The 14,589-nt window shown below is 39.2% G+C and carries 13 protein-coding genes and 1 pseudogene; 7 read left to right on the plus strand and 7 right to left on the minus strand.

All coding sequences use genetic code 11. The features are described 5' to 3' along the window. Positions 1-23 precede the first annotated feature (23 nt). Positions 24-1,361, plus strand: coding sequence for a glycoside-pentoside-hexuronide (GPH):cation symporter (locus BCG07_RS12020; protein WP_286890310.1), 1,338 nt, complete (start codon positions 24-26; stop codon positions 1,359-1,361). 43 nt (positions 1,362-1,404) lie between these two features. Beyond that, positions 1,405-2,406, plus strand: coding sequence for a LacI family DNA-binding transcriptional regulator (locus BCG07_RS12025; protein WP_248519436.1), 1,002 nt, complete (start codon positions 1,405-1,407; stop codon positions 2,404-2,406). A 47-nt stretch (positions 2,407-2,453) separates the two neighbouring features. Here BCG07_RS12025 and BCG07_RS12030 read toward each other — a convergent pair whose 3' ends face one another. Together BCG07_RS12030 and BCG07_RS12035 are read right to left on the minus strand one after the other, a co-directional pair. After that, entirely contained in the window at positions 2,454-3,122 is a 669-nt protein-coding gene (locus tag BCG07_RS12030) for a DUF2987 domain-containing protein (protein ID WP_286890311.1), read from the minus strand. Further along, entirely contained in the window at positions 3,115-3,924 is an 810-nt protein-coding gene (locus BCG07_RS12035; RefSeq protein WP_286890312.1) for a glucosaminidase domain-containing protein, read from the minus strand. The genes BCG07_RS12030 and BCG07_RS12035 overlap by 8 nt, the downstream gene beginning before the upstream one ends. A 169-nt stretch (positions 3,925-4,093) precedes the next feature. Here BCG07_RS12035 and BCG07_RS12040 point away from each other — a divergent pair, with 169 nt between their 5' ends. Then, the gene (locus tag BCG07_RS12040) at positions 4,094-5,386 is read left to right on the plus strand and encodes an anti-phage deoxyguanosine triphosphatase (protein ID WP_286890313.1); all 1,293 of its coding nucleotides are present in this window, start codon (positions 4,094-4,096) and stop codon (positions 5,384-5,386) included. A 97-nt stretch (positions 5,387-5,483) separates the two neighbouring features. On the opposite strand, the gene BCG07_RS12045 is transcribed toward BCG07_RS12040, so the two are convergent. Further along, positions 5,484-7,643 carry a prolyl oligopeptidase family serine peptidase gene (locus BCG07_RS12045; RefSeq protein ID WP_286890314.1) on the minus strand — a complete coding sequence of 720 codons (2,160 nt, stop codon included), beginning with the start codon at positions 7,641-7,643 and terminating at the stop codon, positions 5,484-5,486. 156 nt (positions 7,644-7,799) lie between these two features. Between BCG07_RS12045 and BCG07_RS12050 the strand changes: the two genes are divergently transcribed. Then, complete coding sequence (locus BCG07_RS12050; RefSeq protein WP_248519440.1) at positions 7,800-8,114, plus strand: Mpo1-like protein; 315 nt, start codon at positions 7,800-7,802, stop codon at positions 8,112-8,114. Between the two features lie 71 nt (positions 8,115-8,185). Here BCG07_RS12050 and BCG07_RS12055 read toward each other — a convergent pair whose 3' ends face one another. From BCG07_RS12055 to BCG07_RS12065, 3 genes are all read right to left on the minus strand, one after another. Continuing rightward, on the minus strand, positions 8,186-9,184 hold the full coding sequence (locus tag BCG07_RS12055) for a branched-chain amino acid aminotransferase (protein WP_286890315.1): 999 nt from the start codon (positions 9,182-9,184) through the stop codon (positions 8,186-8,188). Positions 9,185-9,393: 209 nt separating this feature from the next. Next, positions 9,394-10,446, minus strand: coding sequence for a fatty acid desaturase family protein (locus BCG07_RS12060; protein ID WP_286890316.1), 1,053 nt, complete (start codon positions 10,444-10,446; stop codon positions 9,394-9,396). After that, complete coding sequence (locus BCG07_RS12065) at positions 10,443-11,486, minus strand: ferredoxin reductase (RefSeq protein WP_286890317.1); 1,044 nt, start codon at positions 11,484-11,486, stop codon at positions 10,443-10,445. Before BCG07_RS12065 ends, BCG07_RS12060 begins: the two co-directional genes overlap by 4 nt. A gap of 402 nt (positions 11,487-11,888) precedes the next feature. Between BCG07_RS12065 and BCG07_RS12070 the strand changes: the two genes are divergently transcribed. The 3 genes from BCG07_RS12070 to BCG07_RS12080 all read left to right on the plus strand — a co-directional run bounded on the left by BCG07_RS12070 (position 11,889) and on the right by BCG07_RS12080 (position 14,398). Next, a complete protein-coding gene (locus BCG07_RS12070) occupies positions 11,889-13,052 on the plus strand; it encodes a PQQ-dependent sugar dehydrogenase (protein ID WP_286890318.1) in 1,164 nt (387 codons plus the stop codon). A 143-nt stretch (positions 13,053-13,195) separates the two neighbouring features. Next, positions 13,196-13,375, plus strand: coding sequence for a DUF6435 family protein (locus BCG07_RS12075; protein ID WP_138529968.1), 180 nt, complete (start codon positions 13,196-13,198; stop codon positions 13,373-13,375). A gap of 432 nt (positions 13,376-13,807) precedes the next feature. Further along, a complete protein-coding gene (locus BCG07_RS12080; protein ID WP_286890320.1) occupies positions 13,808-14,398 on the plus strand; it encodes a hypothetical protein in 591 nt (196 codons plus the stop codon). A 19-nt stretch (positions 14,399-14,417) separates the two neighbouring features. Here BCG07_RS12080 and BCG07_RS12085 read toward each other — a convergent pair. After that, positions 14,418-14,589: pseudogene (locus BCG07_RS12085) on the minus strand (IS110 family transposase); the annotation flags it as partial.

Raw genomic sequence — 14,589 nt, forward strand, 5'->3', positions numbered from 1 at the left:
ACATAAAGCGAGATAAAGCAACCATGGTTAGTGTAAAAGAAAAAATAGCCTACGGATTAGGCGACACCGCCAGTAATATTATTTTCCAAACGGTAATGATGTTCCTAATGCTTTACTATACCGACGTGGTGGGCTTATCCCCCGCTGTTGTTGGTACTATGTTTTTAGCTGTTCGCATTTTTGACGCCGTAACCGACCCCCTAATGGGCAACCTAGCTGACAAAACACATACTCGATGGGGGCATTTTCGCCCTTACCTACTATGGCTTGCGCTCCCTTTTGCCATTATTAGTATTTTAGCGTTTACTACACCAGACTTAGAAGGCACTGACAAAATAATCTATGTCTTTAGCACCTATACCTTACTGATGGTTGCTTACACTGCTATTAATATACCTTATTGCGCACTCGGTGGCGTTTTAACCGCAGACGCAAAAGAGCGCGTTACTATTCAATCGTACCGTTTTGTATTTGGGATGCTTGGTGGTGTTATTGTTGCTGGATGCACCATGCCAATGGTTGAATACTTTGGCCAGGGCGATAACGCTAAAGGTTATCAGCTAACCATGACCGCCATGAGTATTTTAGGCCTTGTGCTGTTTTTACTCTGCTTTTTAGGCACTAAAGAACGTATTCAACAACCCAAAGAACAAAACATCCCTTTTGCTAAAAGTATTCAAGCCCTAGTAAAAAACGATCAATGGCGTACCTTGTGTATTGCTGCATTTTTCTTACTGACCGGCCAAGTGCTTAGGCTAACTCTGGCGGTATATTACGTCAAATACTACCTCGGTCGGGAAGATTTAATTACCCTATTTATGACCCTAGGTGTAGTTGCTAGTATGATAGGTTGCGCCGTTGCACAGCCGCTAGCTGCGCGTTTTTGCAAAATAAAGGCCTACATCAGCTTACAACTTATCGCTGCAACTATTTGTGGATTTAGCTACTTTATTGGGAGTGAACAACTGGTTCTCGCGTTTGCTGCTTTTATTCTATGGAAATTCTTTTTAGATATGGCGACCCCACTCCTATGGGCAAAAATGGCTGATACCATAGATTATGGTCACGAAGTAACGGGATTACGGATTACGGGCTTAGTTTACTCAGGTGTTATATTTTTTATTAAGATGGGTGTTGCTGTTGGAGGTGCTATCGCAGGTTGGCTATTATCATTTTACAGTTATCAGGCTGATGTGACGCAAACAATGAGTACTCAGCAGGGAATTTTACTGTCGTTTACTGTACTACCAGCCCTAGGATCCCTTTTTGTAGCATACACAATGAAAAAATATACATTAACTAACCAGGTTGTTGAAAATATTCAATCAAAGCTAACCACAGTCAACAACACTAAGGTATGATTTAGCTGATTAAGTTAAGGGTGAAAGCGAGTCAATAAGTAACATGGCAACAATTTATCAAGTATCAGAGCTTGCAGGTGTATCGTTAGCTACCGTCTCTCGGGTAATGAACAAAAACACAAAAGTAAGTGATAAAACAACTAAAAAAGTACTCGATGCAATGCAAACATTGGGTTACAAACCTAACTCAATAGCCCAATCTTTAGCATCAAACTGCACTAACAGTGTTGGTATTTTAGTATCTGAATTACATGGTCCTTTCTTCGCCCAAATGATGGCCGGGATTGAGTCTGAGCTTAGAGCTGCCGGTAAACACGTTATTATTACAACCGGCCACAGTGAAGAAGATAAAGAAAAAGAAGGCATCGACTTTTTAATTAGCAGGCGCTGCGACGCCATAATTTTGCATGTTGAAGCAGTGACCGACGAATACCTGATATCGCTCAGTAGAGGCACAACGCCTGTTTATTTAATGAGCCGCTACGTCAAAGAACTCAAAGAGCACTGCATTAGCTTAGATAACAAACTAGGCGGTTATTTAGCAACTAAATCGGTGTTAGAACAAGGCCATACCGAAATTGCTTATATTGCAGGCCCTCAGTTTAAGGCCGATGCTGCAAACCGTTTAGCTGGCCATAAACAAGCCCTCGAAGAAGCCAATATAACGTTTGACCCATCGCTCTATTTTGAAGGTGATTTTAACGAAACCGGGGGAAGTTCAGCGCTTGAGCACCTCATTAATAGTAAGCTAAATTTTACCGCTCTTGTGTGCGCAAACGACGAGATGGCCTCAGGTGCGATGAAATATGCCCGAGAGCACGGCTATCACCTACCTAACGATTTATCGATAGTCGGATTTGATAACGTAATATTTGCAAACTACCTCTACCCGACACTGACAACGATTGATAATCCGGTAGCTAAAATGGGTGAAATGGCCGCAAAACTTGTTCTTAAAGACGTATACCAAACAAAAAATATTAAAATAAATCGTTTTTTTGAACCCACACTAATGCAGCGTGACTCTTCAGCGCCACTAAAATAAAAAAGCGGCTAATGCCGCTTTTTTGTATTTCATTGCAACGTTTACCGTTACTTTGCAATCCAGGGAGTTACTTTTAATACATTACTAATTTCACCGAACGATTGGCTATCCTCTTCCCAGTTATCGTCAACATCAAAATAACAAATCGATTCCTCGCAGGTTACGTTTTCATCATTAATGCTTATTGGGTTTTTAAAGGTAACCGCCACACCTTTTTGCTCAGGTAATAAAAACCACATTAGCTTACTAACAAAAAAACCTGACAAATCAGTTAGTAATTCGTCTAGCTCCTCGTTAATGGTATATAACGCATGTTTTGAGAAAGCTAAATCGTCAAATTCGTTAGCTTCTATTTGTAGCTTTAACTGGCAGTCATGCTCAGGGTTTTGTGGCTCGATAACAATAACGGCTTTATCTGAATCAAGTTGCTTATCAAAAGGCAACAACAGCTGTGCGCTATCTGTGAAATTAAGCGGATACTCGTTATTCTCTGTTAAAATGGTTCCGTTTTTTATTGCGCATGCCTCATTAGTAGCAATGTCGCTTATGTAAAAGTTGACACGGGCATATTGAAAATCCCCTTTATTAACTACTTTTAAACGGTCATAAAACCCATCGTACGACATTACAAACTCTCTGGCGTTGGCGTTAAATGCACTTAAGCTCAACAAAAAAAGTAAACTCGCGTAAAAGTAACCTGTCATATATTTATTCATCAAAATAAGCTCTGTTTTGTCTAATCATCGTATTTAACTCCTCAATGTATGCCTCGCCTCGCTCAGAGTAAGACATCAAACCATGAGTTAGTTTGGTTGCTAATACTGGCTTTTTTTCACGGCGCAGGTTTTCACGTATGCCCCGTAACTCTTTGTAAGCGCCATGAGTATTTATATTTCTAAAATAAGAGCTTACTGCAGCACGCACCGATTGAAATGCAGCGACTTCGTGTGCTGCGCCAGTTTTACGACGCTTTGGCACCATGCCGCAACCTTTTGAGTAACACCACTGACCAAAAAAATTCAGACCAATTCGCGCAAACCGAGAGGTCCCCCAAGCCGACTCATTTGCAGCTTGCATTAATGCCATTTCTTTAGGAATAATATCAACACGGCGCAAAGCCTGAGTTAGCACAAGTGTGTTAACCGTTTCAGGTAAGCCATATTGTTTAAGGATTTTAACAATATCTTTGTTTTGTTTCTCTTCAAGCGATAGGTTGTTTTCAAGCATCATACGGGCTATTTCTAGCTTGGCACGTTGTTGTAATATTTTTTTATTTTCAGCCTCAACATGAGGGCGAATAAAATCAAAAAATGCGCGTTTTTTCTCTTTTACATCGGTAAATTCAGAAAATTTAGGCAACGTGACATTGTGTAACGGCTTTTCTTTTTTCTTCACTTTTTTAGCTTGTTCACTGGTGATTTGATCTACGCTATCGGTTTCATCACTTTGTACAAACGGGTACGCAAGCGCCCATATAAAAAGGATGGCTAACAAAAACTGAAAGATAATCTTAAGCATGTATTGTCTCATTCAAACAACTATTTATGTATGGTAACTACACACACATACGAACCTTCATTATACCTAAGCCACTATATAAACGCGAATTACAAAAATATGTTCATTCGCAATTTATAAGTGCATGGGTATACTAAGCACTAAACAGGTTAAATAGTGGTTTAGCAGTATGGACAAAGTTTGGCAAAGTAGAATAATAGAGCAATATAAACACAGACCTAACGACAACCGTTCACCTTGGCAGGTTGACCGCTCAAGAATCATTCATGCCGCTGCGTTTAGGCGCTTACAAGCTAAAACACAAATTATGGGGATTGGCCTAAACGACTTTTATCGTACCCGCCTTACCCATTCGTTAGAGGTGTCACAAATTGGCACAGGTATTTTAAGGCATTTAAAAGCACAGCACAGTGATTTTAGCCATTTCCCATCAACCGGTTTACTCGAAACACTTTGCCTAGCTCACGATATTGGCCACCCACCATTTGGCCACGGAGGTGAAATTGCTCTTAACTATATGATGCGAGACCATGGTGGCTTTGAAGGAAACGCTCAAACTTTACGAATAGTTGCTAAGCTAGAGCCCTACAGTAATGGTTATGGTATGAACCTTACACGCCGTACATTACTCGGGTTTATTAAATACCCAGCATTTATAAACGAGTTGTGGCACACCATACCCGATACGCATAACTCACGTGCTTTTATCAAAGCCGATGATTGGCGCCCTGCCAAAGGGTTATACCAAGACGACGCACACATATTTGACTGGATTGTTGAACCACTAAGCCAAAACGACAGAACGTTATTAAATACTCACGCAACAATAGATAAACACCGCGCTAAAACACTTTATAAATCCCTCGACAGCGCCATAATGGAACATGCCGACGATATAGCATACGCCGTGCACGATTTAGAAGACGCCATTGCAACCCGTGTTTTAACATTAGATGACTGGCAAACGCACGCACTTCCCCACTTGCAAGCGCTTAATTTTGAGTGGCTGAATACCTTGCTTGAAACGTTAACATCTCGACTATTTTCAAAAAATGATTTTGAACGAAAAGACGCCATAGGTGAGCTGGTAAACACCTTCATTATTCACATTCATTTAGACATACAAAACGAAGCATTTGAATGCCCTATTTTAAAATACACTGCTAAGTTGCACCCAGAGTATGAAAACGTACTACACATACTCAAGCACTTTGTATTTCAACGCTTAATTCGTGACCCTGAAATGCAACAGATTGAGTTTAAAGGGCAAAACCTACTCATTGAATTGTTTACAGCGTTTGCAAGCGATCCGCTTCGTTTGTTACCCGAAACAACGCAAGCGCAATATATTGAGGCTCAAAAACATAATCAAGGCATGCGAATTATTTGTGACTACTTAAGTGGTATGAGTGATGAATACGCATATAAAACCTATCAGCGGTTATTTTTGCCTGCGCAGTAGTCAACAAACAGGTTTTTGACTCCAAAATACAGATAATAAAAAGCCGGGTAAATTTACTCGGCTTTTGTATTTTAAAATAAGGTAACGTTAACGCGTTTTATAGCTCTTTTACACCCATGTTATATAGCGTAAAACCAAACATATCTGCGTATAAATCTATAACTTTGCTGGTTGGTGTGCCCGCACCATGACCCGCATTTGTTTCAATACGAATAAGTGTAGGGTTATTTCCAGCCTGCTTAGCTTGTAATTCAGCAGCAAATTTAAATGAATGAGATGGCACCACACGATCATCGTGATCACCGGTTGTTACCATAGTGGCAGGATATTCAACGCCCGCTTTAACGTTATGCAATGGCGAGTAAGCTTTAATATATTCAAACATTTCTTTACTTTGCTCACTAGTACCGTAATCGTATGCCCAACCAGCGCCCGCTGTAAATGTATGGTAACGAAGCATATCAAGTACGCCTACCGCTGGTAATGCAACTTGAAATAAGTCAGGTCGCTGCGTCATCACAGCACCTACTAATAAACCACCATTTGAACCACCGCGCAGTGCTAAACGTTTTTTAGACGTGTACTTTTTATCTTGTAAGTACTCTGCTGCTGCAATAAAGTCATCAAACACATTTTGCTTTTGCATTTTTGTACCAGCATTGTGCCAGTCTTTACCGTATTCACCGCCACCACGAATATTTGCAACGGCATACACCCCACCTTGCTCAAGCCAAAGCGCGTTAACGGGGCTAAAACTTGGCGTCAAACTTACATTAAAACCACCGTAACCGTATAAAATAGTCGGGTTTGAACCATCTAATTTTATACCCGTTTTGTAAGTGATGATCATCGGCACTTTTGTACCGTCTTTTGAGGTATAAAAAACTTGCTCAGAGGTGTAATCATTACTGTTGAAATCGATTGCCGATTCACGATAAACCTTTGACTCGCCTGAGCTTACATCAAACGAAAAAGTAGTCCCCGGAGTTTTATAGTTAGTAAACGAGTAATAAAGCGTCGATTGATCTTTTTTACCACGAAAACCACGTGCACTCCCTACGCCGGGTAAGTTAATTTCACGGATTAAGTCACCTTGCTTATTATATTGTTTAACATGCGAAATGGCATCTACCATGTAATTAGCAAAAAAAGTATCTCCGCCTTTGCTTAGGTTAAGCACGTTATCGGTCTCTGGAATAAAATCGACCCAATTTTCAGGCGCCGGGTCATTTGCATTAACCGTAACCACTTTTTTGTTTGGTGCGTTTAAATTTGTAACTAAGTAGAGCGTATCGCCATCGTTATCAATCACAGATGTATCTGAATCTGAGTTACCAACAACAGTAACAAAATCACTATTTTCTTTACTTAAGTCTTTTATAAAAAGTTTGTTTCCAGACGTTGAAACACTGGCAGAAATTAGCAAGTACTTGCCATCATCTGTCACATCGGCGCCAACGTAACGATGCTTTTGCGCCTCGCTGTCGCCAAATACAACACGATCGTCATCCTGCGATGTACCCAAAGCATGATAATACACTTTATGTTGATCTGTTTTAGCCGATAGTTCACTGCCTTTTGGTTTATCGTAGCTTGAGTAATAAAATCCTTCGTTACCTAACCAATCAATACCACTAAATTTCACATCAACTAAAGCTTGCTCTACTTGCTCTTTAGTGTGTGTATCAATAACAATAATTTCACGCCAATCACTGCCCCCTTCAGAAACTTGATACGCTAATAAACTACCATCTTTAGAAAACGATAAACCCGACATAGACGTTGTACCGTCGTCGCTAAATTTATTAGGATCTAAAAATACCTCTGGCGCTTCATCGCCTTTGCTGCGGTATAAAACATATTGATTTTGTAAGCCATCGTTTTTGTAAAAGTAGGTGTAACCGCCCTCTTCAAATGGCGCACCTATTTTTTCGTAATTCATCAGCTTTTCAAGGCGCTCTTTGAGCTTGTTTCTGTAAGGGATTTGTTCTAAGTATGAAAAAGTAGCCGTATTTTGCGCTTTTACCCAATCAGCAGTCTCTGCACTCATATCGTCTTCTAACCAACGATAAGGATCGGCAACGTTTTCTCCAAAATAGGTATCAACTACATCACCTTTTTTGGTTTCGGGATACACGACTGAGTTAACTTGATTCATAGATGATTTTACTTCTTTTTGATCTGACGTATTGGTTGGCTCTGAACAGCCACTAAGTGCCAATAATACAGCACATGCAAGAGTACGTTTGAGTAACATAATTTGTGTTCTTTTTATTGATTAAGTAGTAGGAATAACTTATGAGTTTTTTAAGCTCATGTCTATTAAGATGCGTTAAGTGCCATTTATCGCTGTAAACAAGTGTAAACTTACGCTTTAATAGTAAAAACATACAATAAAAATAAAGCGTGATTTATGGAAAAACAAGAACCCACTTTCAACAGTTTTAAAGCTTTTTACCCTTATTATTTAAAGGAGCATCGCAACGTAACCTGCAGGCGCTTGCATTTTATAGGTAGCTTATTAGTACTTATGGTTATTATTAGCGCATTATTAAGTCAAAAATTTGCGCTATTGTGGCTGCTACCCGTTATTGGCTATGGCTTTGCGTGGGTTGGGCATTTCTTTTTTGAAAAAAACCGACCAGCTACATTTAAACACCCATTTTATAGTTTGTGGGGAGACTGGGTTATGTTTAAAGATATATTAACCGGAAAAATAAAATTTTAATAAAGTTACTCGCACCAAAAAGCCACCTTAATTAGGTGGCTTTTTGGTGCAAATAACGTGGGTATTTAACGCTATACCACTTTAGTTAACCAACCATGCTTGTCTTCGCTTTTGCCCCATTGAATGTCGTTCAATGCTTGGCGCAAACGTGCAGTTGTTGGCCCAGGCTCTCCTGTGCCCACTTTATATTCTTTATCGTTATGAATAAACGTTCCCACTGCCGTTAATACCGCAGCAGTACCTGAAAGCGCAGCTTCTGTGCCTGGTTTTGCAGCACGCTCTAAAAGTTCAGTCACTGTAAAATTACGTTCGCTCACAGTCATGCCTAAATCTTTAGCAATCGTTAAAATACTATTACGCGTTACGCCGTGTAAAAAGGTGGAGTCGAGCGCTTTGGTTATGATTTCGTTGCCATCAATTAAAATAAAGTTTGCAGCGCCCGTTTCTTGTACATCACCACCTGGGCAAAATAATATTTGATCTGCTTGATACTGTTTACGTGCAGCGCTAATTGGGCCAAGTGCACTGGCGTAGTTACCGCCGCTTTTAACCATTCCCATATGAGGTGCACAGCGCATACCGTCTTCTTCAAGTAACACACGTAATGCCGTAGCACCACCAGCAAAATAATCACCTACTGGCGAAAGTAAAGTGTACAACAATGAGCTCATTGAAGGGGCTGCCGCTTTACCAATTGCCGCTTCTGTGCCTATATGTGTTGGGCGAATATACATAGAGCCAGGCGGTAATGGGGTTGCATCGGCATATTGGCGAACAATATCAATAATCATCGTTTTGAGCATATCGCCATCAAAACTTGGCAAGCTTAAAAGTGCAGAGCTTTGCTGCATACGTGCTATGTTTGCATCCATTCTAAAAATATAAACAGACCCATCTTCATGACGAAATGCTTTTAAGCCCTCAAAACAGGTGCTTGAATAATGAAGAACGTGTGCACCAGCATGAAACTCAAGCTTATCGCATGGAACAACTGAGGTTTCGCTCCATTGATTATCTGAAAAACGAGCTTGAATCATCTGTGGCATAAACACAGTACCAAATGCGGCCATTTTTTATCTCTCTTGTGTGGTCTATTTTTCTCCATTGTATGACAATCACGCATCAATTAACCATAGCTAAAGTAACGGATTTTTAATTAACAATAAGAAAAAACCACACGCACTGTATGTTTATTAATCACAACAGCAAAAAACCGGCATATGCGCTTACACATGCCGGTTTATGTTTTAGCTTTTAAGGCGCTTAATGCACCCTATCACTATTTAAATGAGTATCTAATAATTCGCTTTAACACCGAGCCGTATTGTTTAAAAAATCCGCCAGTGTGGTAATCAATCCCGTGCTTTTGCATAACTGCCTGTACCTGAGGTGCCACCTCTTGATATCGCGACGATGGCATATCAGGAAATAAGTGGTGCTCAATCTGGCAACTCAAATGGCCCGTTAAAATATGAAACCAGTTTGCCCCTTTAATATTAGACGAGCCTAATACTTGACGATAATACCACTGGCCTTGGGTTTCGTTTACGCAGTCTTGTTCTTTAAATGTTTCGGTTTCTTCGGTAAAGTGACCACAAAATATAATTGTCGACGTCCATAAGTTACGAAGCAAATTTGCTACTAAATTACCCGCTAACACCCACAAAAACAGTGGACCTGCAAGTAATGGGAAAATCACATAATCTTTAATTAACTGGCGAGCGCCTTTACTAAAAAAACGCTGCTTTAAAGTAGCATGCGATACGAGCCCTTCACGATTTTCTTTCTTTTTACCTATAAAAACACGCTCTGCTGCCAGTTCATGGTATGACACCCCCCACTGAAACAAGACACTTAAATTTATGTAAGTAAAAAACTGCCACACATTTTTAAAACGCCACTTAAAATCATCACTCAAACGTAACAACCCGTAGCCAAAATCACGGTCTTTACCAATAATGTTAGTGTAAGTGTGGTGCTCAAAATTGTGAACCCGATGCCAGCTTTGGCCATCGCAGGCTATGTCCCATTCGTATTGCTGAGAGTTAAGCTGTTTGTCGTTCATCCAATCGTATTGACCATGCATAACATTGTGGCCAATTTCCATATTATCGAGAATTTTAGCCAAAGCCAGTAACAAAACACCGGCAACCCAAAGTAAAGGCTGAATAAATCCAAGCATTAAGAGTATTCGCCCACTCCACTCACATAACCTTTGCTTTCGAACGACAGAGCGAATGTAGTCAGCATCTTTTTGTCCTACTTTAGCAAGCGTATTCATTTTTATAGTATCTAAATCGCTTGCAAGCTGATCAAAGTTTATGTTTTTCATAATTGTAACTCCAAATCACTTACAGGTTGGCTTATACAAAGTTGGATTAATTGCTCACCGTTGTCTGACATTTCACCTGTTTTTAAATTACGTACTATTCCCGACTTTTTAATACACTGGCACTGATGGCAAATGCCAATTCCGCAGCCACGCTTTACCGGTAATTTTTTAACTTCAAATTGGCTAAGAAGCACATCATTTCCTTCAACTATATGGGCTTGGCTGTTCACCTTTACAGTAAACTGATCTTCATTGTTTACTTTGGGTAACGCCAAACCAAATGCCTCTTGGTAATAATTAAGATCATGTTTTTGAGCAAACGCTTGTACCGTTTTCATAAACCCTAGCGGCCCACAGCAATATATATCTGGATTCTCCCAATGTTTAATATTGCTAGTAATGTCGCTCGACTGCTCACGAGTTAATAATAAAAATGAAAAATGACTAAATTGTGTGGCTAATTCACGCAACTCATCAACACACTGATGTTCGCCCGATTTTGCGTAATACACTAAATTTATTGCTTTGGTTGTTTGCGCTAAATAATCGTCAAGCATTGCTATCATCGGCGTTATACCAGATCCACCAGCTATTAATGTGGCGGGAGTATGTGTATTTTTAAATACAAACTCACCCGTTGCAGCAGATATGTTGCACCATGTTCCCGCTTTTGCTTTGTTCTTTAATAAACCGGTAAATCGTCCTTGTTCGCTTGTTTTAATTAACAAACGTATAAATCCCGTTTCGTTGAAATATTTAACGCTTGAAGCAACTGTAAAAACGCGCGTTAATAATCGTCCATTCATTTCAATGGTCAAACTAACATGCTGCCCTGCGGTATGTGCGGGCCATTGTTTGCTTGGTTTTAGCTGCAAACTCAAAAATTCACCATTCAATGAGTCTGAACTCATTAGTTGCGCTCTAAATTGCCCTGCACGCCAAGCAGGTTTAAACACTTGCATTATTGGCTCTATGTAGCCTGCAAACGTTTGATGGTGTAAAAACCACGTTGAAAATTGGTTTAATGCCTGCGTAAACATTGTAATAAAATCTCTATATTGGTTTATTGCTCAATGGTTTGCACGAACTGGGTGTTAGCACAAATCAGAACCCTAACTATTTGAGCATACAAGTGTACGCTCAAACTTCAGCGCACAAGTGTACGCTGAAAATTCAAGTTTTCAACCCTAATAAGTGTTTATTCCATTATTTTTGTTAAAAACTACGAACAAAAAACAAACTAAACTCAATTTATAAACGTATTTCAAAACTAAATAAAATATAGAAAATATACTTTACTGAGTGAGCTTACTATTTCTAATACTGTGTGAGTGATATATGCAACTAGCTAAAATTAAAGAATTTTCACTTATCGCAACGCTTAGCAAATTTTTACAGCTCGTGCTAACGTAAACCTAATTTGATTAATTTTGGAAAATAACATGCTCAATATAAAATCAAAAAAATATACACATTCTTTTAAGGGTGCCGTGCTAACAGCCGCTTTATTAACGCTCCCTTCAATGTCAGTAAATGCAGTTGATTTTAAAAAGCTGCCGAGTTTGCCACTTAATGTAAAAGCAGTAGACGTTGCAAAAGGTGTAAGTATTCCTTGGGCAATCGAAGCACTACCAAACGGTGATTTATTAATTACGGAGCGAAGTGGAAAACTATTTTTATTACGTAAAAACACCTCAACGCTTATTCAAGTAAAAGGATTGCCCGATATAGATGCTAACGGCCAAGGCGGTTTACTTGATTTAGCACTGCATACCGATAATAAAAATAGTCAATGGCTTTACCTTACTTATTCAAGCGCTGAAGGCAAAGGCAGTGGTAGTAACACTGCATTAATGCGCGCAAAATTAAGTGATGACCATACTCAGCTATTAGAGCCGCACGTTTTATACAAAGGTGAGCATAACAGTACAAAAGGTCAGCACTACGGCAGTCGTATTGTGTTTGATAAACAAGGTTATGTTTATTTTTCGATCGGGGATCGTGGTTCGCGCGACCTAAACCCGCAAGATCTTAGCCGTGATGGGGGCAAAATTTATCGTCTTCATTTAGATGGTCGTATTCCAACAGATAATCCCTTTGTAAAACAAACAGACGCTAAACACGCTGTTTGGTCTTACGGACATCGTAACCCGCAAGGTATGTGGTTTGACGCTGAAAATAATCGTCTTTGGGCACATGAGCATGGCCCCCGAGGCGGCGACGAACTTAATTTAATAAAATCAGGATTAAACTACGGATGGCCGGTAGTTAGCTATGGCGTAAATTATAGCGGCACGTCATTTACAGACCTGCAAACAAAAGACGGCATGCAATCGCCAACATCACAATGGACGCCATCTATAGCACCATCAGATATGCTATTCGTCACCAGCGACAAATACCCTAAATTAAAAGGTAAAGTGCTGTTATCGTCTATGAAGTTTTCGTTTTTAAGCGCACTTACGCTTGAAAACGATACACTAAAAAGCCAAGAAAAAATATTAGAGGGCATTGGCCGCGTAAGAAGTTTAGCGCAAGGGGATGATGGCTACATTTACTTAGGACTAGATGGCCAAGGTATTAAACGCTTAGAGCCTGAGCTATAAAACCGTTTAGTAAGCGCAGCATAGTAAATAATTCACTTACCTTATTTTAATTTAACAAGGTAAGTGCCTTACTACCAAAAGAACTTTTTAGCTATTTGTAGCGTATGGTAGTGCTATCACTTTTATAAAATTAAGCGAGTCCCATGTTTTCGATATTCAAATCAGACCCTACAAAAAAGTTACGTAAAGAGTACGACGCCAAATTAGAGCAAGGCATGCAAGCTCAGCGTAAAGGCGACATTAAAAGCTACGCCATGTTAAGCGAAGAAGCCGAAAAAATCTGGAGTGAAATAGAAGCGCTTGAGGCAAAAAAAACCAAGTGAATTCGTATTAAACGTGTTTGCCCGTTTCAAAAGCAGGTAGGCGCGTTTAGCAATTATTCATCACCTCCTTTTTACAGCTACCTCCCGCAAAAAACCTACCTTTATAATAGTCTTACACGAACAATTGTATTTAAAGTAGTTACTTATATTACCGTTGCCATTTTTTAGAGGTGGTAAAATGGTTTAAAAAAGCTTTTGCTTTTCATTTTAAATTTTTAATTACTGCATTTACTAAAGCGATGGCGTTTTTCCTCCTAAGTCAGAAAGTGAGGACACTTTCCCCTTTTCTGCCTGTTGTTAATTAACAGCCCGACTTAAAGTTTAATACTCGCAATGTGTTACAGGATTTGTTATTAATATTAAAAATAAATAAGAGGACATACATTGCTCATAAAAAGAGGAAAGTGTCCTCTGATAAAGTTGTTAGTTGCGATGGATCCATTACAGAAACTTGCTGAACGAAATAGAAAGCACGCTGAAATAAATAAAAAAGAGCGCAGGGAAAATCTAAAGCTTTATCCCATAGCATTGCTCTTTTATTTTCTCTATTTTGGTGGGTATTATTTTTACTTTTCCAATGAAGAGCAATTTCTTAGTTTCGAGTTTTGGAAATTAACCAAACAAGTTTGGCTTATTTCTATGGTTACAATTGGCGGGATTGGTTCTATATTTTTTAGTGCAAGTTTAGCTATTTTAATTTGGTTAAATATATTCGTAAAAGAGCTTGGTGCTAAAGTTAATTTATTTCGCTCTGGTATATTTTCGGTAATATCAATATCTATCAGTTATTCGTTTTTTCTTTTTGCTAAGTGGCTAAATATTTTCATTATTGAAAATAATAAAAATATTTATGAGTTTCTCAGCGTAGATTTTCCAGGTATGGTGTTCATGGTCGAAACAGGCTTGTATTACATAGTTGGTATTATCTCAATGATTTTCTTGATGTTGTTTTTCTTTATAATCTCTATACCGTTTAAAGCTAAAAAACATGCTCAAGAATTCGCAACTAACAACACGCCCTGAGGTGGACGACTAGTAAAATTTAGCTATTAATTGCAAATTTTAAAAGTGGTGAGCCTCTGCGTTTCAATGCTGCTAAATACGTCGATTCATCGTAGGGTGTATTCGTTTTCCAACACCTAAATACAATCCTTATCCATTTAAATGCCAGTGATCTAATAATGCTGTTATGCGGCTTACCCTTGGCTTTTTGT

Source organism: Pseudoalteromonas sp. ESRF-bin5 (assembly GCF_002632075.1).
GTDB classification, from domain to species: Bacteria; Pseudomonadota; Gammaproteobacteria; order Enterobacterales; family Alteromonadaceae; genus Pseudoalteromonas; species Pseudoalteromonas marina.

Excerpts from the sequence above, each read along its gene's own strand:
- BCG07_RS12075 (WP_138529968.1), top strand. The coding sequence starts at position 13,196 with ATGTTTTCGATATTCAAATCAGACCCTACAAAAAAGTTACGTAAAGAG.
- BCG07_RS12070 (WP_286890318.1), top strand. The coding sequence starts at position 11,889 with ATGCTCAATATAAAATCAAAAAAATATACACATTCTTTTAAGGGTGCC.
- BCG07_RS12020 (WP_286890310.1), top strand. The coding sequence starts at position 24 with ATGGTTAGTGTAAAAGAAAAAATAGCCTACGGATTAGGCGACACCGCC.
- BCG07_RS12025 (WP_248519436.1), top strand. The coding sequence starts at position 1,405 with ATGGCAACAATTTATCAAGTATCAGAGCTTGCAGGTGTATCGTTAGCT.
- BCG07_RS12050 (WP_248519440.1), top strand. The coding sequence starts at position 7,800 with ATGGAAAAACAAGAACCCACTTTCAACAGTTTTAAAGCTTTTTACCCT.
- BCG07_RS12040 (WP_286890313.1), top strand. The coding sequence starts at position 4,094 with ATGGACAAAGTTTGGCAAAGTAGAATAATAGAGCAATATAAACACAGA.
- BCG07_RS12065 (WP_286890317.1), bottom strand. The coding sequence starts at position 11,486 with ATGTTTACGCAGGCATTAAACCAATTTTCAACGTGGTTTTTACACCAT.
- BCG07_RS12045 (WP_286890314.1), bottom strand. The coding sequence starts at position 7,643 with ATGTTACTCAAACGTACTCTTGCATGTGCTGTATTATTGGCACTTAGT.
- BCG07_RS12030 (WP_286890311.1), bottom strand. The coding sequence starts at position 3,122 with ATGAATAAATATATGACAGGTTACTTTTACGCGAGTTTACTTTTTTTG.
- BCG07_RS12060 (WP_286890316.1), bottom strand. The coding sequence starts at position 10,446 with ATGAAAAACATAAACTTTGATCAGCTTGCAAGCGATTTAGATACTATA.
- BCG07_RS12055 (WP_286890315.1), bottom strand. The coding sequence starts at position 9,184 with ATGGCCGCATTTGGTACTGTGTTTATGCCACAGATGATTCAAGCTCGT.
- BCG07_RS12035 (WP_286890312.1), bottom strand. The coding sequence starts at position 3,924 with ATGCTTAAGATTATCTTTCAGTTTTTGTTAGCCATCCTTTTTATATGG.
- BCG07_RS12080 (WP_286890320.1), top strand. The coding sequence starts at position 13,808 with ATGGATCCATTACAGAAACTTGCTGAACGAAATAGAAAGCACGCTGAA.